Below are 20,047 nucleotides of genomic sequence, written 5' to 3'. Positions count from 1 at the left end.
CGGGATGACCGTGGGCCAGCGGACGACCCGGCAGCGTGAGGCGGTGCGCCGGGCGATGGACGAGGCCGAGGAGTTCCGGACCGCGCAGCAGGTGCACGACCTGCTGCGCGAGCGGGGCGACCAGGTCGGGCTGACGACGGTCTACCGGGCGCTGCAGGCGATGGCCGACGCCGGGGAGATCGACGCCCTGCGCACCGCTGACGGGGAACTCGCCTACCGTCGCTGCGTCACCGAGCACCACCACCACCATCTGGTCTGCACCCGGTGCGGGCGCACGGTCGAGATCGAGGACCCCGACGTGCACTCCTGGACCCAGCGGGTGGGGGCCCAGCACGGCTTCCACGACGTCCGCCACGATCTGGAGATCTACGGCGTCTGTGCGCAGTGCTGGGCCGCCCGCCCCTGAGTCACCTCCCGGTGCGACGCACTCACTCGTCGATCAGGATCACCCACAGGTGCCGCGGGCCGTGCACGCCCTCGACCCGGCTCAGCTCGATGTCGGAGGTGGCCGACGGCCCACTGATCCAGGTCAGCGGGCTGCCGGCGCGTACCGAGTCGGCCAGCCGGGTGACCGCCTCGGGCACGTCGGACACCACGTCAGCGGCCCGGACCAGGCAGATGTGCCGGTCGGGCACCAAGGAGAGCGCGCGACGCCCCTGGCCCGGGCCGTGGTCGAGCACGATGGTGCCCGTCTCGGCGATGCCGACCGAGCTGGCGGTGACCACGGCATCGGTGGCATCGAGGTCCGCAGCGGTCAGCGACCCGTCGTCGACGCGGACGGACAGGTCCGCGGCCATCTCGAGGGCCCGGCGCAGCTGTTCGTCGGCGCCGGCCGGCAGCACGACCGTACGGGCCCCCGTCCCGGTCAGGCCGCGGACGACCTGGCCGGGCACCTGGGCGGCGGAACAGCGCACCACCGTCGCCTTGTAGTCAGTGACGGTCTCTTCGAAGCGGTCGACCACGTCGGTCATCGGGGTCGGCGCTCCGTACGCCCAGGCGACCGGCCAGTCCGGCTCGGTCACGTCGGTCAGCGAGGCCCGCACCCGGGCCAGGACGTCCTCACGCGCGCTCATCATGATTCTCCTTCCACCACTGGCGGAACGTCTGGGCAGGGACCATCGGGACGTCGCGGTTCTGGGTCCACCGCGACAGCGGCCCGGGCAGCGGGCCGATCGTCCTGATCGGGAGCAGCTTGCCGGCCAGCGAGCTGGCGGCACCGGCCGCCTCGAGGTGCTTGTGGTCGGCCATCACCCAGCTGGCGGCCTTCATCATGGCCGGCTCGAACTGGTTGAGCTGGTGGCGCTTCTTCTCCTCCACCACCCGGTGCCGCTCGTGGACGAGCAGGTCGGCGATCGGGATCTTCACCGGGCACACCTCTGTGCAGGCACCGCACAGCGACGAGGCGAACGGCAGCGACTTGTCGATCGGGTTGTCCACCCCGCGCAGCTGCGGGTTGAGGATCGCCCCGATCGGGCCGGGGTAGACCGAACCGTACGCGTGGCCGCCGACCCGCTCGTACACCGGGCAGATGTTGAGGCAGGCCGAGCAACGGATGCAGCGCAGCGCCTCGCGGCCCTTGGGGTCGGCCAGCGCATTGGTGCGGCCGTTGTCGAGCAGGATGACGTGCACGTTCTGGGGCCCGTCGCCGGGCGTCGGCCCGGACCACATCGAGGTGTACGGGTTCATCCGCTCCCCGGTCGAGGAGCGCGGCAACAGGCACAGGAAGACCTCGAGGTCCGCCACGGTCGGCAGCACCTTCTCGATGCCCACCACCGAGATCAGCGTCTCGGGGAGGGTGAGGTTCATCCGGCCGTTGCCCTCGGACTCGACGACCACCAGGGTGCCGGTCTCGGCGACGGCGAAGTTGGCCCCGGAGATGGCGACCTTGGTGCGGAGGAACTTGTTGCGCAGGTGCGTACGGGCCGCGCCGGCCAGTTCCACCGGCTGCTCGGACAGCCCCTCGGGAGCCGGCGTGCCGTACACGCCCATCTCCTCGCGGAAGATCTCGCGGATCTCGCCGCGGTTGCGGTGGATGGCGGGGACGAGGATGTGGCTCGGGAAGTCGTGGCCGAGCTGGACGATCAGCTCGGCGAGGTCGGTCTCCCAGGCGGCGATCCCGGCCTCCTCGAGCGCCTCGTTCATGCCGATCTCCTGGGTGACCATGGACTTCACCTTGGTCACCTCGCGCTCCCCCGTCGCCCTGACCAGGTCGACGATGATGCGGTTGGCGTCGGCGGCGTCCCGGGCCCAGTGCACGGTGGCGCCGGCCTTCGTCAGGGATGCCTCGAGGGTCTCCAGGTGCTGGTCGAGGTGGCGCAGGGTGCGGTTCTTGATCGCCTCGCCGGCGGAGCGCAGGTCCTGCCAGTTCTCCACTTCGGCGACGACCCGGGCCCGCTTGGCCCGGATGGTGCCGGTGGCATGGCGCAGGTTGGCCCGCTGGACCTGGTTCTCCAGGCCCTTCACGGCGGCCTCGGGGAACGGCAGTGCCGGGCGGGTGGTCCATTCCGGCGGTGCGGGGGTGAGCCGTCCGTCCTTGTCGCGGCGCGGCTGCTCGGTGGCGGTCACTTGCCGTCGCCTCCTTCGGTGTGGGCGAGGATCTCGGCCAGGTGGATCGGCTTCACGCCGCCGCGGTTGCGGTGGATGACGCCGGAGATGTTGAGGGCGCACAGGTTGTCGCCGGTGACGAGATACTCGGCGCCGGTGTCCATCACGTGGCGGGCCTTGTCGTTGACCATCGCCCGGGACACGTCGGGGTTCTTCAGCGAGAAGGTGCCGCCGAAGCCGCAGCACTGCTCGGCGAACTCCAGCTCGATCAGCTGCAGACCCCGGACGGCCCGCAACAGTTGCAGCGGGGCGTCACCGACCTTGGCGACCCGGACCGAGTGACAGGTCGGGTGGTAGGTCACCCGGTGCGGGAAGTAGGCACCCACATCGGTCACGCCGAGGACGTTGACCAGGAACTCGGAGATGTCGAAGGTCCGCGAGGCGACATCGGCGGCCTGGCCGGCCAGCCGGTGGTCCCCGGCCTCCTCCGCGAGCATCGCGTGCTGGTGACGTACGGCGCCGACGCAGGACCCGGACGGTCCGACGATGTACTCGTAGTCCGAGAACGCCTTGACGTACGTCTTCACGCTCGGCAGGGCCTCAGGGTAGTAGCCGGTGTTGGTGAACACCTGGCCGCAGCAGGTCTGTTCCTCGGGGAACACGACCGTGCAGCCGAGTCGCTCGAGGAGACTCACCACCGCCTTGGGCGTGTCGGGAAACATCACGTCGTTGGCGCAGGTGGCGAACAACGCCACCGTCTTCCCGGAACCGGGAAGGCCAACGGAGGATGGGGACGTCATTGTCTCTCCTTCAGCAGGGGATGGGGGTTGGGGAGGAAATCAGGCGGGGAGCAGCCAGCCGAGGACCGGCGTCGACATCAGGCCGACCAGGACGCAGAGGAAGGCCAGCAGGCCGAAGCTCCAGCCGACGATCCGGCGCAGGATGAGGGACTCCTGGCCGATCAGGCCGACCGAGGTGGCGGCGATCGCGAGGTTCTGCGGGCTGATCATCTTGCCGAGGACACCGCCGGAGGCGTTCGCCGAGACGGTGAGGTACGGGTCGAGGCCGATCTGCTTGCCGACGGTGGCCTGGAGTCCGCTGAACAGCGCGTTCGCGGTGGTGTCGGAGCCGGTGACGTAGGTGCCGATCCAGCCGAGGATCGGCGAGAGGAAGGCGAACAGGGCACCGGTGCCGGCGATCCAGGTGCCGATCGTGACGGTCTGGCCGGAGAAGTCCATCACGTACGCCAGGGCGACGACCGAGGCGATGGTGAGGGCGGTGAACCGGAGCTTGTGGGCGTTGCGGCCCAGCGAGCCGACCATCGCCCGGGGGTGCACCCGGTAGATCACCGAGGTGATGATCGCGATGACGGCCAGCAGGGTGCCGGGCGAGGACAGCAGGGCGAGCTTGAAGGTGGTGCGGGTGACCTTGTGGCCGGCGGCGTCCATGATGTTGCCGGACAGTCCGGGCCAGCCGAACTTGATGTCGGTGGCGGCCAGCCCGTGCTGGATCGCCGGGATCAGGTTGACGATCGAGAACAGCGCGACGACGAGGATGTACGGCAGCAGCGCCATGGTGATCCGGCCGGCGGTCAGGCTCTTCGGGTCGGCCGGGGTGTGGGCGTCGCGGTCCAGGCTCGACTCGGGCTCACCGTGCATCAGCCGGGAGATCCGGTCCCGGGCCTCGGCGGAGCCGGTGGGCTTCCAGAACCGCATCAGCACCACGCCGGCGGCGATGCCCAGCAGGGACGCGATGACGTCGGTGAGCTCGACCGACACGTACGTCGAGGTGACCCACTTGGCCACGGAGAACACCCCGCCGATGACCAGCGCGGCCGGCCAGACCTCTTTCAGGCCCTTGCGGCCGTCGATCAGCAGCAGCATCAGGAACGGCACGATGAAGGCGAGGATGGCGGTCTGGCGGCCGACGAAGGCACCGATCCGGTTGTAGTCCAGTCCGGACACGTTGCCGGCCATGATGATCGGGGTGGCGATGGCGCCGAACGCGACCGGGGCGGTGTTGGCGAGCAGCACGGTGAGGGCCGAGCGCAGCGGGGAGTATCCGATCGCCACCAGCATCACCGAGGTGATCGCGACCGGGGCGCCGAAGCCGGCGAGGGCCTCCAGCAGGCCGCCGAAGCAGAACGCCACCAGGATGCCGAGCACGCGCGGATCGTCGGTGATCAGCGAGAACGTCGAGCGCAGGTCCTCGAACCGGCCGCTGACCACGGTGATGTCGTACATCCAGATGGCCGCGAGCAGGATCCAGGTGATCGGGAAGATGCCGAAGGCAGCGCCCTGCAGGGCCGACAGACCGGCCATGCCGACCGGCATCCGGAAGGCGAGGACGGCCACCAGCAACGCGGCGAGCAAGGAGGCGAGACCGGCCAGGTACGCCTTCCACTTCAGCACACCGAGCGTGATGAGCATCACCAGAATGGGGACCAGCGCCACCAGTGCGGAGGCCGTGACGCTGCCCAATGGGTCGAGCGTCGGCTGGAAGGTAGTCATCGGGAACACCTTTGTCCTCTGTCTTCTACGATCGGCTGTCTTCTACGATCATCCGGAAGTCAGCAATGGTCTGACCAACAGCGATAGAGTAATCATTGGTCAGACCAATGGTCAAGAGTGTCCGATTAGACTGATCCGGTGACCCTATCGGAAGGCAGTGACATGACCGCAGGCAGCCGCGCCTACGAAGTCGTCCTCTCCCACGTCGAGGAGGCGATCCTCGACGGATCGCTGGTGATCGGCCAGCAACTGCCCCCCGAGCGGGACCTCGCACTCCAGCTCGGCGTCAGCCGCGCCGCGGTGCGGGAGGCGATCCACGCACTGGTCGCCCAGGGCGTGCTCACCGCCTCGGTCGGCCCCCGTGGCGGGACCCGGGTCGCTGCCCTTCGCACCGAGGCACTCAAGAAGGTGCTGCGGCTCCAGGTGGCCCTCGCGGACTTCCCGGTGGAGGACGTCACCGAGGTCCGGATCGCCCTGGAACGGACCACGATCATGGCTGCCTGCCATGACATCACCGACGAGGACCTCACCGAGTTGCGGGGGATCCTCGATCAGATGGCGACCACCGAGGACCCCGACGTCTTCAACGACCTGGACACCAAGTACCACGTGGCGATCGCGAACACCGGCCACAACACCCTCGCCACCGACATGACGATCGCCATCCGCGAGTCGCTCCGCCGCCCGATCGTGACGGCCGAGAAGCGCATGGACGACTGGCCCAGCTTCCGGCACAGTGCGATGACCGCCCACGAGGCGGTCTACGCAGCGCTCGCCGCTCGCGACCCCGAGCAGGCCGCCGCGGAGATGGAGGCCCACATCCGGGCCGCGTACGCGATCCTGCCGATCGACGAGGCCACCGCACGGGCCGCTGCGGCCCGGGCGGCACAGTCGGTGGTTCCTGGTCCGGCCGACCCGGTCGGTCGCTGAAGCGGTCCCCGACCGCATCGTTCCCGGGCTACCACATCGTTCCCCCCGGCTACCGCATCGGTCCCCGGACTACCGCTCGACCAGGGAGAGGGACCGCAGTCCGCGCTCCATGTGCCAGTTGACGAACGCCGCGGTGAGGCCACTCGCCTCCCGCTGGACGGTTGCCTCCACGGCACTGGTGGCCGCCCAGTCCCCCACCAACAGGGCACTGAGCAGGTCGAGCGTCGCCACCTGGGGGTGCGCGCTGGCCGGCGGCCGGCAGAAGCGGCACACCACTCCGCCCGCCGCCGGTGAGAAGGCGGTGTGCGGCCCGGGGGCTCCGCAGGAGGCGCAGTCGGTGAAGGTCGGGGCATAGCCGGCGACGGCCATCGAGCGCAGCAGGTAGGAGTCGAGCACCATCGCGGCGGGCCGGGGGCCGTCGCTGGTGCCGCGCACCAGCACCGCCAGGGCACCGACGAGCAGCCGGTACTGCTGGAGGGCCGGCTGGTGTTCCTCGCCGACCAGTTTGTCGGCGGTCTCCACCATCGCCTCACCCGCCGTCCAGGCCGGGTAGTCGCAGGCCAGCCGGGCACCGTACGCCTGGATCGTCTCGACCTGGTCGACGTAGTGCAGGTTGCGCCCGGTCGCGAGCTGCAGGTCGACGTGGCTGAACGGCTCGAGCCGAGCGCCGAACCTGGACCCGGTGCGCCGCACGCCGCGGGCCACCGCACGGACCTTGCCGTGGGCGCGGGTCAGCAGCGTGATGATGCGGTCGGCCTCGCCGAGCTTGTGCGTCCGCAGCACCACGGCTTGGTCGCGGTAGGTCGGCACGCGCTCAGTCTAGGCGTCTCCCGCGGCCGGGCCGGGGTGCGCCCCATTAGGCTGGTCCCATGTCGCCCAGCACGCCGGTCCCGCCCCCGCCGCACCCCTCCGGGGCCCGTCCGCCGCAGATCCCGGCCGGCAAGGTGCCCCGACACGTGGCGATCGTGATGGACGGCAACGGGCGTTGGGCCAAGGAGCGCGGCCTGAAGCGGATCGAGGGGCACGCCCGGGGCGAGGCGGTGCTGATGGACGTGCTCGCCGGTGCGATCGAGATCGGTGTGAAGTACGTCTCCGCGTACGCCTTCTCGACCGAGAACTGGAAGCGCTCCCCCGATGAGGTCCGCTGGCTGATGGGGTTCAACCGCAACGTCATCGGCCGGCGTCGCGACGAGCTCGGCGCGATGGGCGTACGGATCCGCTGGGCCGGTCGCCGGCCGCGGCTGTGGCGGTCGGTGATCCGGGAGCTGGAGACCGCCGAGGAACGGACCCGCGACAACGACACCCTGACACTGCAGTTCTGCATGAACTACGGCGGGCGGGCCGAGATCGTCGACGCCGCCCGTCAGATCGCCCGGCTGGCCCGGGACGGCAGGCTGCGTCCCGAGGACATCACCGAGTCGTCGTTCCACCGGTTCCTGGACGAGCCGGACATCCCCGACGTCGACCTGTTCATCCGCTCCTCGGGCGAGCAGCGCACGTCGAACTTCCTGGTCTGGCAGTCCGCGTACGCGGAGATGGTCTTCCTCGACACGCTGTGGCCCGACTTCGACCGGCGCGACCTGTGGGCCGCGATCGAGTCGTACGCCGGCCGGGACCGCCGGATGGGTGGTGCGGTGCCGAACCTCGAGGGCCACACCGAAGCGGCCGACGTGCACCGACCCAACGCCCTGCACGTCACGAAGACCCCGTACGAACTGGCCGAGCCGGTGGCCCCGGGGGTCCGTACGGACGTCATCCCCGACGAGGAGGAGGCAGAGCCGGACGACGGGGCCCTCGCCTGACCGAGGATCCCACCAGGTCGGGATCCGGCCCCGGCCGAGGTGTCCATCCGACCGGGACTCTCGCCCGACAGGAATGCCCGCCCGACAGGAATGCCCGCCCGAGGATCCCTCTCCCAGGCCGGGACCCCGCCGACCGGCCTCCGGTCAGTGCACCTGACCGAAGAGCAGGCCGCGGACGTACGCGGCCTGGCCGGCGTGCTGGGCGGCGTCGTCGACGACGCTGACCAGCCGGACGCCGCGGGTCACCGGCGGGTCCCACCGCTCGTCGACGATCTCGTCGAGCGTTGCGGGTGTCACCGACGCCAGATAGGCCTTGGTGGCCTCGACCGTGGCGTCCAGGTAGCCGGTCAGCAGTGAGGTGTCGTCGACGATGACCTTGCCGACGGCCTCGGTGTCGTGGCCGTAGCCCATCGACCGGGCCGGCAGGTCGAGACCGAACCGCTCGTACCAACCCTGTCCGGTCCAGACCTGCGGTGTGCCGCCCAGTGGTGCGATCTGGACATCCTGTTCACGCGCGATGTGCCACACCAGCCAGGTGATCGAGTTGTGGTCGCCACCCGGGCGTCGGTTCGCCTGGTCGGCGGTCAACCCGCGCAATACCGCGTGACAGACCTCCCGGCTGCGTTCGATTGCATCTGTCAGCAGGTCATTGACATCCATGGACGTGAGACTAACGCGCGCGGGTGGGTGATCCGGATCATACGCAATTTGAACGGGCCACCCGTATCAATCGATTAGGGTTCCCGCATCCCTAACGAAGGAGATCACCCCCATGCTGTCGGACACCTCCCGCCCGATCATCGCGGCCACCGCACCGGTCGTCGCCGAGCGCATTCCCTTCATCACCCCGGAGTTCTACCGCCGGATGTTCGGGGCGCGTCCCGACCTGCTGGACGGCATGTTCAGCCGCTCCAACCAGATCACCGGTGAGCAGCCCAAGGCGCTGGCCGGCTCGATCGTCGCTTTCGCGACCTGGCTGCTGCAGCACCCGGACTCCTACCCGGAGACGGTGCTGTCGCGGATCGCACACAAGCACGCTTCGCTGGGGCTGCAGGAGGACGAGTACCCGACCGTCTACGAGCACCTCTTCGGCGCCATTGCCGCCGACCTCGGTGACGCCGCCACCCCCGAGGTGGTCGAGGCCTGGACCGAGGTCTACTGGCTGATGGCCCACGCGCTGATCAACATGGAGAAGAACCTCTACGCCTCGCAGCCCAACGACAAGCCGTTCGCGCCGTGGCGGGTCACCGGCAAGGAGATCTCCGGCGGGGACGTCGCGGTGATCAGCTTCGAGCCGGCCGACGACACCGCGGTGTCCGACGCCCGCCCGGGCCAGTACGTCTCCATCCTGGTCCCGACCCCCGACGGGATCCGCCAGCCGCGACAGTTCACCCTGATCCCCTCCCCCGCCGGCACTCGGCGGATCGCCGTCAAGCTCGACCCGGCGGGCGAGGTGACCCCGCTGATCCACGAGAAGCTCTCGATCGGCGACGTCTACCAGCTGTCCAACCCGTACGGCGACCTCGTCCTGCGCGACACCCAGGTGCCGCTGGTGCTCGCCTCCGCCGGCATCGGCGTCACCCCGGTGCTCTCGCTGCTCGAGGCACTGGTCCAGCGCGGGTCCGAGCGAGAGGTCGTCGTCCTGCACGCCGACCGCTCCTCGGCCAGCTGGCCGCTCGCCGAGGAGATGAAGAAGCTCGTCGCGCAGCTGCCGAACGCCCGGATCGAGACCTGGTTCGAGGAGGGCACCGATGGTGACCACCAGGGCCTCATGGACGTCTCCGGTGTGGGGATCCCGGCCGACGCCAACGTGGTGATGTGTGGCCCGCTCCCGTTCCTGAAGGCCGTCCGCTCGCAGGTCATCGCCTCCGGGCATCCGGCGGAGAAGGTCTTCTACGAGATCTTCGGTCCTGACCTGTGGCTGGTCCAGGGCACCGAGTCCTGATCACGGCCGGACCGTTCCGGCCCTGACCGTCCGGCTCGGACCGGGGCATCTCGTCCGGACCGGCCGGCTCGGCCGGGTCCGGAACGCCACGAAGCCCTGCTTCTCCTCGTGGGAGGCAGGGCTTCGTGTTCCGGGCGGGGTCAGGTGTGGCGACGGCCCGGGGTCCGGGGGTGCGGTGCCGTCAGCGGATGGCCCGGTTGACCGCGTGGGTGACCGCCTGCAGGGAGGCGGTGATGATGTTCTCGTGGATGCCGACGCCCCACATGATCCGGGCGTCGTCACCGTCGCCGATCTCGCACTCGACGTACGCGGCGGCCTTGGCGTCGCCGCCGGCGGCCATCGCATGCTCGGAGTAGTCCAGGACGCGGACCGAGCGGGTGCCGAAGCTGGACAACGCGTCGACGTACGCCGACACCGGGCCGTTGCCCTCGCCGTGGATCTCCAGCTCCTGGCCGTTCATCGTGACCTTGGCGTCGATGGTGTCGACCCCGTTGTTCTGGGTGCGCACGCCCAGCACCTGCAGCGGGCCGGGGGTCTCGATGTACTCGTGGTCGAAGATGTCCCACAGCTCCTGGGAGCTGATCTCCGCACCGGAGGTGTCGGTGGCCTGCTGGACGACCCGGGAGAACTCGATCTGCAGCCGGCGCGGCAGGTCCAGCTTGTGGTCGGCCTTCATCAGGTACGCCATGCCGCCCTTGCCGGACTGCGAGTTGACCCGGATGACCGCCTCGTACGTACGGCCCACGTCGTGCGGATCGATCGGCAGGTACGGCGCCTCCCAGGGGTTCGCGGTCACCGTGGTGCCGGCGACCTTCGCCTTCTGCTCCAGGTCCTCCAGACCCTTCTTGATGGCGTCCTGGTGGGAGCCGGAGAAGGCGGTGTAGACCAGGTCGCCCGCGTACGGGTGGCGCGCGTGGACCGGCAGGCCGGTGCAGTACTCGACGGTGCGGCGGATCTCGTCCATGTCGGAGAAGTCGATCATCGGGTCGATGCCCTGGCTGAACAGGTTCATCGCCACGGTGACCAGGTCGACGTTACCGGTGCGCTCACCGTGCCCGAACAGGCAGCCCTCGACCCGGTCGGCGCCGGCCATCAGGGCCAGTTCGGTCGCGGCCACGGCGGTGCCGCGGTCGTTGTGGGCGTGCAGCGAGACGGTGACGGACTCGCGGTTGTTGATGTTGCGGCAGAAGTACTCGATCTGGTCGGCATACACATTGGGCGTCGACATCTCGACCGTGGCCGGCAGGTTCAGGATGATCTCCCGGTCGGCGTCCGGCTGCCAGCGGTCCATCACTGCGTTGCAGACCTCGATCGCGTAGTCGGTCGGCGTCTGGGTGAAGATCTCCGGGCTGTACTCGTAACCGAACCGTACGTCGCCCAGGTACTGCTCGGCGTACTTCATCACCAGGTCGGTGCCGCGGCAGGCCAGGTCCTTCGCCTCGTCCTCATCCATCCGGAACACGACCCGGCGGAACATCGGTGCCAGCGCGTTGTACATGTGGATGTTGGCCCGCGCCGCACCCTGCAGGGCCTGGGCGGTGCGCTCGATCAGGTCCTCACGGGCCTGGGTCAGCACGGTGATGGTGACGTCGTCGGGGATCGCGTCGTTCGCGATCAGCTGGTGGACGAAGTCGAAGTCGGTCTGCGAAGCAGACGGGAAGCCGATCTCGATCTCCTTGTAGCCCATCCGCACCAGCAGGTCGAACAGCTTCTGCTTGCGGCTGGGGGTCATCGGGTCGATCAGCGCCTGGTTGCCGTCACGCAGGTCGGTGGACAGCCAACGCGGCGCCTTGGTGATCTTCTTGTCCGGCCAGGTGCGGTCGGGCAGCGCCACGGGCTCGAAGGCGTGGTAGCGCTGGATCGGCATGCCGCTCGGCTGCTGGACCGGGCGGGACTGCGGCATCGTGCCGAACGGACCGGTGAAGGTCACGGGGGTGGTGCTGGCCTGGGGAACGGTGTTGGTGGTCATTTTCTTCCTCGCTGTCAGGAGTGGCGGGACGGCACGCTTCGACTCCGCAGCGAGGAGGCCGACCTCAGTAGGCCTCGCTGCGGCAAGGAAGGAGAATCAGGACCTGTGCCACGTCAGTGACTTTAGCCGAAGGATCCGAGCTGTCAACCGTCATCCCACCCCGGAGACCGCCATCGGCGCCACGACGAGGGTCGCCCGTTCCACCAGCAGTGCCACCTGGACCCGGCTCGGCACGTCGAGCTTGGCCATCGCATGGCTGAGGTGCGTCTTGACGGTGGCGGCGCTGCAGCCCAGCCGACGCGCGATCTGGTCGTTGCTCAGCCCCTCGTGGACGAGCCGGACGACCTCGGTCTCCCGGTCGGTGAGCAGGGAGAGGAGCCCGAGGGCCCGCTCTGTCTCCTCGCGGTGCCCGGAATCGACGAACCGCCGGATCACATACGTGGTGGCGCGCGGTGACAGCACCGAGTCGCCCCGCTGCACCGTCCGCACCCCGGCCCGGATCTGCTCGGGCGGATCGTCCTTGAGCAGGAAGCCGGCGGCGCCGGCCTCCAGGGCCTCGAACACGTGGCTGTCGAGGGCTGCCGAGGTCAGCGCGATGACCCGCGGCGGGTTGACCTCGCGCTGCAGGCGCGCGGTGACGACGATGCCGTTCATCCCCGGCATGTGGAGGTCCATCAGGACGACATCCGGGTGATGGGCGTGCACGGCACCGATCACGTCACGGCCGTCCGACACCTCGGCGACCACCACGAGGCCCGGATCGGCCCCGAGGATCATCCGGACTCCGTTACGCGCCATCGCGTCATCGTCGACCAGCATCACCCGGACCGGCCGGGCGCCCCCTGCTTCTGTCTGTGTCACGCCAACGACCCTAGGAGACACCTGTGACAATTCCGGTCAGCCGGATGTCTCCCCTTGCCAGGGTAGGGATGCCTCGACCATGAAGTGCCCTCGCTCATCCGGCCCGGCAGTCAGGATCCCGCCCAGCAGGGCGGCTCGCTCCTGCATGCCGATCAGCCCACTCCCCGGCCCCGACAGCATCGATCCCGGCCCGGCCGGCCCACTCGACGCACCCCCGTGGCCGAGCGGATTGTCCACCACCAGATGGACCCCGGCGGCCGGTGCGGCGGTCACGTCGACCCGCACCGGCTGCCCGGGTGCGTGCTTGACCGTGTTGGTGAGGGCCTCCTGGAGGATCCGGTAGGTGGCCCGGTCGAGCAGGTCACTCGCCCGGTCGGCATCCTGGACCAGGATCGTGGCCTCGAGACGGACACCGTAGGCCCGCGCGGACCCGACCAGCTCGGGCAGGGCCAGCAGTCCGATCGCAGGCAGGACCTCGGGGCCGTCCGCCGCAGCCGACGACCGCACCGAGGCCGGCCCGCGGAGCGCGACGACCGGGTCGCGGAGGTCCTCCAGCGAGCGGTGGTCGCTGCCCGGGAGTACCTCTCCCCGGATCATCCGGGCCAGTCGGCGTGCGGTCGCCCCGGTCACTCGGCGGGCGAGCACCGATGCAGCGCTCACTCCAGGTCGTTCCAGCATGGGGTTGATCATATGTTCGATTCCTGGCGTGTACATCAGCCGTTCGGGTGACCCCGACGGCCGCCGGCCACCCGAAATGATGACCATGGCGAGCCGGTCGGCCGATGTGGCGCAGGTGCCCCTGCCGGTTCCATGGAACCTGTCAGCCGCACCAGACAGGAGACGCAGATGTCCCAGGCGCCCTACCCCCAGCCCGGGCCCCAACAGCCCGGCCCCCGGTTCCAGCAGGTCCCCGGCCAGCCCTACCCGCCGCAGCAGCCGATCAAGCCCAGGAAGGCGTGGTACAAGCGCCCGTGGTTCTGGATCCTGGTGGCCGTCGTGGTCATCATCATCGGTGTCAACGGCAGCAAGGGCGCCAATCGCACCGCCGGGTCGGGCACCGAGGCGGGCTCACAGGCCACCACTGCGACCCAGCAGACCGAGGCCGCCACCCAGACCCGGGCCACCACCAGCCCCCAGGCCGCTCCCCAGGCCGAGAAGGCCGCCGGCATGAACGAGGCGGTCGACGCCGGAGACCTGCAGTACACCGTGACCAAGGTCCAGACCGGTGTCAGCACGGTCGGTGACCAGTACGTCAACCAGCAGCCCCAGGGCCAGTACGTCCTGGTGACCGTGAGCGTCAAGAACACCGGGAAGTCGGCCACGACGTTCGACTCCAGCCTGGTGAAGCTCTACGACAAGAACGCCGCCCAGTACAGCACCGACACCACTGCCGAGATCTACGCGAACAAGCAGAACACGACGTTCCTGCAGCAGGTCAATCCGGGCAACACCGCCAAGGGCGTGCTCGTCTTCGACATCCCCAAGGATGTCCAGCCCACCCAGCTCGGCGTACGCGGCGGTCTCTTCGGGTCGGAGAAGAAGATCTCACTGTCCTGACCACCACGCCTCCGCTGTTGGGGGGCAGCGGAACGGCGAACGGCCCACGGGTTCACCCCCGCGGGCCGCTTCGTCGTGCCGTACGTGTCAGACCGTGCCGTACGCGTCAGGCCGTGCCGTACGTGTCAGTCGGTGCCCTGGTCGAAGGCCGCGCGGTCGAGCGCCTCCGCCTCGTCATGCGGACCCTTGCCCCCGGCGATGGCCTGCGCGGCGCCGGCCTCCAGCGCGCCGACCAGCTCGGCAGTGGCGCCGCCGACGATGCCCTGCTGGGCGTACTGCTCGAGGCGGGCACGGGAGTCGGCGATGTCGAGGTTGCGCATGGTGAGCTGGCCGATCCGGTCCTCGGGGCCGAACGCGGCGTCCTGGACGCGCTCCATCGACAGCTTCTCCGGGTGGTAGCTCAGCGCCGGGCCCTCGGTGTCGAGGATGGTGTAGTCGTCGCCGCGGCGCAGCCGCAGCGTCACCGACCCGGTGATGGCCGAGCCCACCCAACGCTGCAGCGACTCGCGCAGCATCAGCGACTGCGGGTCGAGCCAGCGACCCTCGTACATCAGGCGACCGAGGCGACGACCCTCGTTGTGGTAGTTCGCCACGGTGTCCTCGTTGTGGATAGCGTTGAGCAGCCGCTCGTAGGCGATGTGCAGCAACGCCATGCCCGGCGCCTCGTAGATGCCGCGGGACTTGGCCTCGATGATCCGGTTCTCGATCTGGTCGGAGACGCCGAGCCCGTGACGGCCACCGATGGCGTTGGCCTCCAGCACCAGCTCGACGGCGGTGGCGAAGGTCCTGCCGTTGATCTCGACCGGGCGGCCCTGCTCGAAGCGGACGGTGACCTCCTCGGTCTTCACCTCGACGCTCTCGTCCCAGGCCTTGACACCCATGATCGGTTCGACGATGTCCAGACCGGTGTCGAGCATCTCGAGCTGCTTGGCCTCGTGGGTCGCGCCCCAGATGTTGGCGTCGGTGGAATACGCCTTCTCCTTGGAGTCGCGGTAGGGCAGGTCGCGCTCGCCCAGCCACTGCGACATCTCGTCGCGCCCACCGAGCTCGTTGACGAAGTCCACGTCCAGCCACGGCTTGTAGATCTGCAGCTGCGGGTTGGCCATCAGCCCGTAGCGGTAGAACCGCTCGATGTCGTTGCCCTTGTAGGTGGAGCCGTCGCCCCAGATGTTGACGTCGTCCTCCTTCATCGCCCGCACCAGCAGGGTGCCGGTGACGGCGCGCCCCAGCGGGGTGGTGTTGAAGTACGCCTTGCCCGCGGTCCGGATGTGGAAGGCGCCGCACTGGAGAGCGGACAGCCCCTCCTCGACCAGTGCCTCACGGCAGTCCACCAGGCGGGAGATATCGGCGCCGTACGCTCCGGCACGCCCCGGGACCGAGGCGATGTCCGGCTCGTCGTACTGCCCGATGTCGGCGGTGTACGTGCACGGAATCGCGCCCTTCTCGCGCATCCAGGCGACGGCGACGGAGGTGTCGAGACCTCCGGAGAAGGCGAGGCCGACGCGCTCGCCGACAGGCAGGGAAGTCAGAACCTTGGACATGGGGGTCAGCCTATCGTCCCGGCCCCGCCCCCCGGCGGACCGTCCGTACGGCCCCGGGCCGCCCCCGGGAGAGCCCGCGAAGCTTCGGGTCAGAAGCCCAGCCGGTTGAGGTACTTCGGGTCGCGCTGCCAGTCCTTCATCACCTTGACCTTGAGGTCGAGGTAGACCGGCACGCCGAGCAGGTGGGCGATCTGCTTGCGGGCGGTGGTGCCGACCTGGCGCAGCCGCTCCCCCTTGTGCCCGATCACGATGCCCTTCTGCGAGTCGCGCTCGACCACCATCGAGGCATAGATGTCGAGCAGCGGCCTGTCCTCGGGACGGTCGGCGCGCATCCGCATCTCGTCGACGACCACCGCGATGGAGTGCGGCAGCTCGTCGCGGACCCCCTCCAGGACCGCCTCGCGGATCAGCTCGGCGACCAGCTGCTCCTCGGGCTCGTCGGTGAACTCGTCGTCGGGGTAGTACTGCGGACCGTACGGCAGCAGGCCCAGCAGGACGTCACCGACCTCCTGCACCTGTTCACCGGTGCGGGCGGAGACCGGGATGATGTGGGTCCAGCTGATGCCGACCTTCTCCTCCAGACCCTGGATGGCCACCAGGTGCTGGCGCAGCCGGTCACCGCTGACCAGGTCGGACTTGGTGGCCAGGGCGACCAGGGTGGGCCGGTTGCGCAGCCGGGCGAGCTGCTCGACCAGGTAGGTGTCCCCGGGGCCGATCCGCTGGTCGGCGGGCAGGCAGACCGCCACCACGTCGACCTCGGACCAGGTGTCGCGGACCAGGTCGTTGAGCCGCTCCCCCAACAACGTACGGGGACGGTGCAGGCCGGGGGTGTCGATCAGCACCAGCTGGCCGTCGGGGCGGGTGATGATGCCGCGGACGACGTGGCGGGTGGTCTGCGGCTTGTCCGAGGCGATGGCGATCTTCTGCCCCACCAGGGCATTCGTCAGCGTCGACTTGCCGGCGTTGGGCCGGCCGACGAAGCAGACGAAGCCGGACCGATAGCCGTCCGTGTCGTTGTCGGTGGTGCTCTGGTCCGCCATCACTTCTCCTCCGTGTCGTCGGCCGTCCGTGGCGCCGAGTGGCCGCGTTCGTCGCCGGTCTCCTCGTCCCCGGTCCGGGTGACCAGGACGGTGCCGATCTGGTTGCGCCGGCCCTGGGCCCGCTCGGCCACCAGTTCGAGGCCCTCCCAGCGCACCACCGAGCCGGCGATGGGCACCATGTTGAGCAGCTTGGCCATCAGGCCGCCGACCGTGTCGACGTCCTCATCGTCGAGCCTGCGCCCGAACAGCTCCCCCAGCTCGTCGACCGCGAGACGCGCCGAGACCCGGTATCGACCCCCGCCGAGCTGGGTGATCGGGGCCACCTCGCCCGCGTCGTACTCGTCGACGATCTCCCCGACGATCTCCTCGAGGATGTCCTCGATCGTCGCCAGGCCGGCGGTGCCGCCGAATTCGTCGACCACCATCACCAGATGCGAGTGGGTGGCCTGCATGTCCCGCAGCAGGTCGTCGACCGGCTTGGAGTCGGGGCACCAGACGGGCGGGCGCATCAGCGAGGAGACCTTCTCGGTGGTCTGCGCCTGCGGGTTGTCGTACGTCCGCTTCATCAGGTCCTTGAGGAACACGATGCCGACGACATTGTCCAGACCGCCCTCCCCGACCACCGGGATCCGGCTGAAGCCCGACCGCAGCGCCAGCGAGGTGGCCTGGCGCAGCGTCTTGGTGTCATCGATCGAGACGATGTCGGTCCGCGGCACCATGACCTCCTTGACCATGGTGTCGCCCAGCTCGAAGACGGAGTGGATCATCCGACGCTCGCCGGCCTCGATCACGTCCGACTCCTCCGCCTTGTCGACCAGCTCGCGCAGTTCCGCCTCGGAGGAGAACGGCCCGTCGTCGAAGCCCCGGCCGGGGGTGAGGATGTTGCCGAGCGCGATCAGCAGCTGCGGGATCGGCCCCAGCACGGTGGTCAGGCCCGTCACCAGGCCCGAGGTGCGGGTGGCGATCCCATCGGCGCGCTGGCGACCCAGCGTCCGCGGCGCGACCCCCCAGGCGATGAACGAGACGATCACCATCGACCCGATGGCGAGCAACAGCTCCGCCCAGTCGCGCAGGTCCAGGCCCATCACGACCCGGGTGACCAGGACGATGGCGGTGACCTCGAGGATGGTCCGGATGAACAGCACCGCGTTCAGCGTGGGGGCGGGGTCCTCGGTGATCAGCTCCAGGCGCCGGGCGCCGGGCGCCCCCTCCTCCACCAGGTTCTGCGCCCGGGCGTGGGAGAACGAGTGCAGCGCCGACTCGATGGCCGCGAGGAACCCGGCGGCGACGGCGAGGACGAAAGCAATGACCAGCTGGACGATGTCCGGCTCGCTCATGCCTTCCCGCCCGCGCTCGCCCGATGGGCCTCGTACGCCGCCATCAGGCGATCGTGCAGGCCGAACATCTCGGCGTGCTCCTCAGGGGTGGCATGGTCGTAGCCGAGCAGGTGCAGGATGCCGTGCACCAGCAGGTACTCCGCCTCCTGGTCCGGGGTACGGGCGTTCTCGGCGGCCTGCCGTGCGGTCACCGCCGGGCAGAGCACGATGTCACCGAGCAGGCCGGCCGGCTCCGGCTCGTCCGGCTCCGGGATCCGCAGCTCGTCCATCGGGAAGGACAACACGTCGGTCGGGCCGGGCAGATCCATGTACTTGACGTGGTAGGCCGCCATCGTCTCCTCGTCGACCAGCACGATCGACAACTCGGCCTGCGGGTGGATCCGCAGCTCGCCGAGCACCCAGGTGGCCAGCGCGGTCAGGCCCTTCTCGTCGGCCTCGTCCCCCGACTCGTTGTTCAGTTCGACGCTCACCGGCGCTTGGTCCCCTTCTCCTGGTTGTCCTGACCGCGGGCCGACTCGAACCGGTCGTACGCGGCGACGATCCGCCCCACCAGCCGGTGCCGGACGACATCCTTGCTGGTCAGCTGGCAGAACGCGATGTCCTCGACGTCACCCAGGATCTCCGGGACGACGCGCAGGCCGGAGCGCTGGCCGCCCGGCAGGTCGACCTGGGTGACATCACCGGTGACGACCATCTTCGACCCGAAGCCGAGACGGGTGAGGAACATCTTCATCTGCTCGGCGGTGGTGTTCTGCGCCTCGTCGAGGATGATGAACGCATCGTTGAGCGTACGGCCGCGCATGTACGCCAGCGGGGCCACCTCGATGGTGCCGGCGGTGAGCAGCCGCGGGATGGAGTCCGGGTCGACCATGTCGTGCAGCGCGTCGTACAGCGGCCGGACGTACGGGTCGATCTTGTCGCTCAGTGTGCCGGGCAGGTAGCCGAGGTGTTCGCCGGCCTCCACCGCGGGGCGGGTGAGGATCAGCCGGTTGACCTCCTTGCGCTGCAGCGCCTGGACCGCCTTCGCCACAGCGAGGTACGTCTTGCCGGTGCCCGCCGGACCGATGCCGAAGACGACCGTGTGCCGGTCGATGGCGTCGACGTAGTGCTTCTGGTTGAGCGTCTTCGGTCGGATGGTCCGGCCGCGGTTGGACAGGATCGAGTGGGTGAGCACGTCGGCGGGGCGCACCTCGGCCTCCCCCGCCAGCATCCCGACCAGCCGCTCGACGGCGTCACCGGTCAGGCCCTGGCCGGTGCGGATGATGGTGACCATCTCGGTCAGCGCCTCGGTGCCCGCCCGCAGGGCGGCCTCGTCGCCGGACAGATGGATCTCGTTGCCCCGGACGTGGATGTCGGCGTCGAGGACCCGTTCGAGGATCCGCAGGAACTCGTCGCGCGGGCCGAGGACCGACACCATGTCGATCGAGGCGGGCACGATGAGCGTACGGACCCCTCGGCCCTTGTCGTCATCGATCACGTCGACGGTGCGCACGCTGGACAGGATGCCTCCGAATGTCGCGGGACAGGGCCTCCCGGGGCGGGAGGACCGGATGGCTCCATCGTAGTCGGACTCTCAGTCGTCGCGGCGTTCCGCTTCCTCGACCTGGTCCTCGTCGAGGATCTGGACGGCGGCCTCCTCGGCGCTCGCGGCGCCGCCGGAGATGCCCACGTCGTGGCCGATCAGCCCCGCCTCCCGGTCCTCGCCGTCGTAGCCGGCGTTGTCGTCGACCAGTCGACCGGCGCGCCGGTAGTCCCGTTCGTCGTCACCGGTGCCGTTCCAGTCCGGCTCCTCGAAGCGCTCGCGCCCCGGGTCCTCGCGCTTGATCCGCTGTTGCAGCCCGACGGGACCCTCCAGAACCTCGGTCATGGCGCCCGACCAGTCGTCGGGGGCGATGATCCCCTCATCGAGAGGATCCTCGACCCCACGCTCGACGAGACTCTGCTCCGGGTCGAGCTGGTCGACGACCTCCGACGGGTCCGTGTTGGCTTCGTCGTTGTAGGTGGTCATACC

19 protein-coding genes and 1 pseudogene are annotated in these 20,047 nt (G+C 69.5%); 5 read left to right on the top strand and 15 right to left on the bottom strand.

Going from position 1 to position 20,047, the window contains the following annotated elements; genetic code table 11:
- Positions 1-4: 4 nt before the first annotated feature.
- Positions 5-406 carry a transcriptional repressor gene (locus VB059_RS04575; protein WP_323420845.1) on the top strand — a complete coding sequence of 134 codons (402 nt, stop codon included), beginning with the start codon at positions 5-7 and terminating at the stop codon, positions 404-406.
- Positions 407-428: 22 nt separating this feature from the next.
- Here the strand turns inward: VB059_RS04575 and VB059_RS04570 are convergent, their stop codons facing one another.
- From VB059_RS04570 to VB059_RS04555, 4 genes are read right to left on the bottom strand one after another with little or no spacing between them, the layout of a single operon-like run.
- The gene (locus VB059_RS04570; protein WP_323420844.1) at positions 429-1,073 is read right to left on the bottom strand and encodes a lactate utilization protein C; all 645 of its coding nucleotides are present in this window, start codon (positions 1,071-1,073) and stop codon (positions 429-431) included.
- The gene (locus tag VB059_RS04565) at positions 1,060-2,565 is read right to left on the bottom strand and encodes a LutB/LldF family L-lactate oxidation iron-sulfur protein (RefSeq protein ID WP_323420843.1); all 1,506 of its coding nucleotides are present in this window, start codon (positions 2,563-2,565) and stop codon (positions 1,060-1,062) included. The genes VB059_RS04570 and VB059_RS04565 overlap by 14 nt, the downstream gene beginning before the upstream one ends.
- Complete coding sequence (locus VB059_RS04560) at positions 2,562-3,344, bottom strand: (Fe-S)-binding protein (protein ID WP_323420842.1); 783 nt, start codon at positions 3,342-3,344, stop codon at positions 2,562-2,564. Before VB059_RS04560 ends, VB059_RS04565 begins: the two co-directional genes overlap by 4 nt.
- A 39-nt stretch (positions 3,345-3,383) precedes the next feature.
- Entirely contained in the window at positions 3,384-5,063 is a 1,680-nt protein-coding gene (locus tag VB059_RS04555) for an L-lactate permease (RefSeq protein ID WP_323420841.1), read from the bottom strand.
- Between the two features lie 153 nt (positions 5,064-5,216).
- Between VB059_RS04555 and VB059_RS04550 the strand changes: the two genes are divergently transcribed.
- The gene (locus tag VB059_RS04550; protein ID WP_323420840.1) at positions 5,217-5,984 is read left to right on the top strand and encodes a FadR/GntR family transcriptional regulator; all 768 of its coding nucleotides are present in this window, start codon (positions 5,217-5,219) and stop codon (positions 5,982-5,984) included.
- 69 nt (positions 5,985-6,053) lie between these two features.
- Here the strand turns inward: VB059_RS04550 and recO are convergent, their stop codons facing one another.
- Positions 6,054-6,794: a DNA repair protein RecO gene (recO, locus tag VB059_RS04545; RefSeq protein ID WP_323420839.1), complete on the bottom strand. Its 741-nt coding sequence runs from the start codon at positions 6,792-6,794 to the stop codon at positions 6,054-6,056.
- 59 nt (positions 6,795-6,853) lie between these two features.
- On the opposite strand from recO, the pseudogene VB059_RS04540 reads away from it, so the two are divergent.
- Positions 6,854-7,627 (top strand): annotated as a pseudogene (locus VB059_RS04540) (isoprenyl transferase); the annotation flags it as partial.
- A gap of 303 nt (positions 7,628-7,930) precedes the next feature.
- On the opposite strand, the gene VB059_RS04535 reads toward VB059_RS04540, so the two are convergent.
- Complete coding sequence (locus tag VB059_RS04535; RefSeq protein WP_323420838.1) at positions 7,931-8,446, bottom strand: mycothiol transferase; 516 nt, start codon at positions 8,444-8,446, stop codon at positions 7,931-7,933.
- A 112-nt stretch (positions 8,447-8,558) separates the two neighbouring features.
- Between VB059_RS04535 and VB059_RS04530 the strand changes: the two genes are divergently transcribed.
- Positions 8,559-9,731: a globin domain-containing protein gene (locus VB059_RS04530; RefSeq protein WP_323420837.1), complete on the top strand. Its 1,173-nt coding sequence runs from the start codon at positions 8,559-8,561 to the stop codon at positions 9,729-9,731.
- Between the two features lie 181 nt (positions 9,732-9,912).
- Here VB059_RS04530 and leuA read toward each other — a convergent pair whose 3' ends face one another.
- The 3 genes from leuA to VB059_RS04515 all read right to left on the bottom strand — a co-directional run bounded on the left by leuA (position 9,913) and on the right by VB059_RS04515 (position 13,239).
- Positions 9,913-11,598 (bottom strand): 2-isopropylmalate synthase, encoded by a 1,686-nt coding sequence (gene leuA, locus VB059_RS04525; protein WP_416339499.1) that lies wholly within the window; start codon positions 11,596-11,598, stop codon positions 9,913-9,915.
- Positions 11,599-11,850: 252 nt separating this feature from the next.
- On the bottom strand, positions 11,851-12,561 hold the full coding sequence (locus VB059_RS04520) for a response regulator transcription factor (RefSeq protein WP_323420836.1): 711 nt from the start codon (positions 12,559-12,561) through the stop codon (positions 11,851-11,853).
- A 36-nt stretch (positions 12,562-12,597) separates the two neighbouring features.
- Complete coding sequence (locus VB059_RS04515) at positions 12,598-13,239, bottom strand: hypothetical protein (protein ID WP_323420835.1); 642 nt, start codon at positions 13,237-13,239, stop codon at positions 12,598-12,600.
- A gap of 168 nt (positions 13,240-13,407) precedes the next feature.
- Here VB059_RS04515 and VB059_RS04510 point away from each other — a divergent pair, with 168 nt between their 5' ends.
- On the top strand, positions 13,408-14,118 hold the full coding sequence (locus VB059_RS04510; protein WP_323420834.1) for a DUF4352 domain-containing protein: 711 nt from the start codon (positions 13,408-13,410) through the stop codon (positions 14,116-14,118).
- A 125-nt stretch (positions 14,119-14,243) separates the two neighbouring features.
- Here the strand turns inward: VB059_RS04510 and argG are convergent, their stop codons facing one another.
- The 6 genes from argG to VB059_RS04480 form a co-directional block, all read right to left on the bottom strand.
- Positions 14,244-15,659 (bottom strand): argininosuccinate synthase, encoded by a 1,416-nt coding sequence (gene argG, locus VB059_RS04505; RefSeq protein ID WP_323420833.1) that lies wholly within the window; start codon positions 15,657-15,659, stop codon positions 14,244-14,246.
- A gap of 89 nt (positions 15,660-15,748) precedes the next feature.
- Positions 15,749-16,699 (bottom strand): GTPase Era, encoded by a 951-nt coding sequence (gene era, locus VB059_RS04500; RefSeq protein WP_323420832.1) that lies wholly within the window; start codon positions 16,697-16,699, stop codon positions 15,749-15,751.
- Complete coding sequence (locus VB059_RS04495) at positions 16,699-18,036, bottom strand: hemolysin family protein (protein ID WP_323420831.1); 1,338 nt, start codon at positions 18,034-18,036, stop codon at positions 16,699-16,701. Before VB059_RS04495 ends, era begins: the two co-directional genes overlap by 1 nt.
- Positions 18,033-18,506: an rRNA maturation RNase YbeY gene (ybeY, locus tag VB059_RS04490; protein WP_323420830.1), complete on the bottom strand. Its 474-nt coding sequence runs from the start codon at positions 18,504-18,506 to the stop codon at positions 18,033-18,035. The genes VB059_RS04495 and ybeY overlap by 4 nt, the downstream gene beginning before the upstream one ends.
- Positions 18,503-19,453, bottom strand: a complete 951-nt coding sequence (locus tag VB059_RS04485; RefSeq protein WP_323420905.1) for a PhoH family protein — start codon at positions 19,451-19,453, stop codon at positions 18,503-18,505. The genes ybeY and VB059_RS04485 overlap by 4 nt, the downstream gene beginning before the upstream one ends.
- Positions 19,454-19,609: 156 nt before the next feature.
- Complete coding sequence (locus VB059_RS04480) at positions 19,610-20,044, bottom strand: DUF5709 domain-containing protein (protein WP_323420829.1); 435 nt, start codon at positions 20,042-20,044, stop codon at positions 19,610-19,612.
- Positions 20,045-20,047: the final 3 nt, after the last annotated feature.

Source organism: Raineyella sp. (assembly GCF_034933565.1).
Taxonomy (GTDB): Bacteria; Actinomycetota; Actinomycetes; order Propionibacteriales; family Propionibacteriaceae; genus Raineyella.
The sequence above is the reverse complement of the archived record's forward strand: the minus strand, read 5'-3'. Positions and strand labels throughout refer to the sequence as shown.

What these genes read in the sequence shown, in the direction of transcription:
- era (WP_323420832.1), bottom strand. Translation starts at nt 16,699, where the DNA reads ATGGCGGACCAGAGCACCACCGACAACGACACGGACGGCTATCGGTCC.
- VB059_RS04570 (WP_323420844.1), bottom strand. Translation starts at nt 1,073, where the DNA reads ATGAGCGCGCGTGAGGACGTCCTGGCCCGGGTGCGGGCCTCGCTGACC.
- VB059_RS04575 (WP_323420845.1), top strand. Translation starts at nt 5, where the DNA reads ATGACCGTGGGCCAGCGGACGACCCGGCAGCGTGAGGCGGTGCGCCGG.
- VB059_RS04480 (WP_323420829.1), bottom strand. Translation starts at nt 20,044, where the DNA reads ATGACCACCTACAACGACGAAGCCAACACGGACCCGTCGGAGGTCGTC.
- VB059_RS04485 (WP_323420905.1), bottom strand. Translation starts at nt 19,453, where the DNA reads ATGGTGTCGGTCCTCGGCCCGCGCGACGAGTTCCTGCGGATCCTCGAA.
- leuA (WP_416339499.1), bottom strand. Translation starts at nt 11,598, where the DNA reads ATGCCGATCCAGCGCTACCACGCCTTCGAGCCCGTGGCGCTGCCCGAC.
- VB059_RS04560 (WP_323420842.1), bottom strand. Translation starts at nt 3,344, where the DNA reads ATGACGTCCCCATCCTCCGTTGGCCTTCCCGGTTCCGGGAAGACGGTG.
- VB059_RS04535 (WP_323420838.1), bottom strand. Translation starts at nt 8,446, where the DNA reads ATGGATGTCAATGACCTGCTGACAGATGCAATCGAACGCAGCCGGGAG.
- VB059_RS04515 (WP_323420835.1), bottom strand. Translation starts at nt 13,239, where the DNA reads ATGCTGGAACGACCTGGAGTGAGCGCTGCATCGGTGCTCGCCCGCCGA.
- VB059_RS04550 (WP_323420840.1), top strand. Translation starts at nt 5,217, where the DNA reads ATGACCGCAGGCAGCCGCGCCTACGAAGTCGTCCTCTCCCACGTCGAG.
- VB059_RS04510 (WP_323420834.1), top strand. Translation starts at nt 13,408, where the DNA reads ATGTCCCAGGCGCCCTACCCCCAGCCCGGGCCCCAACAGCCCGGCCCC.
- argG (WP_323420833.1), bottom strand. Translation starts at nt 15,659, where the DNA reads ATGTCCAAGGTTCTGACTTCCCTGCCTGTCGGCGAGCGCGTCGGCCTC.
- VB059_RS04530 (WP_323420837.1), top strand. Translation starts at nt 8,559, where the DNA reads ATGCTGTCGGACACCTCCCGCCCGATCATCGCGGCCACCGCACCGGTC.
- VB059_RS04495 (WP_323420831.1), bottom strand. Translation starts at nt 18,036, where the DNA reads ATGAGCGAGCCGGACATCGTCCAGCTGGTCATTGCTTTCGTCCTCGCC.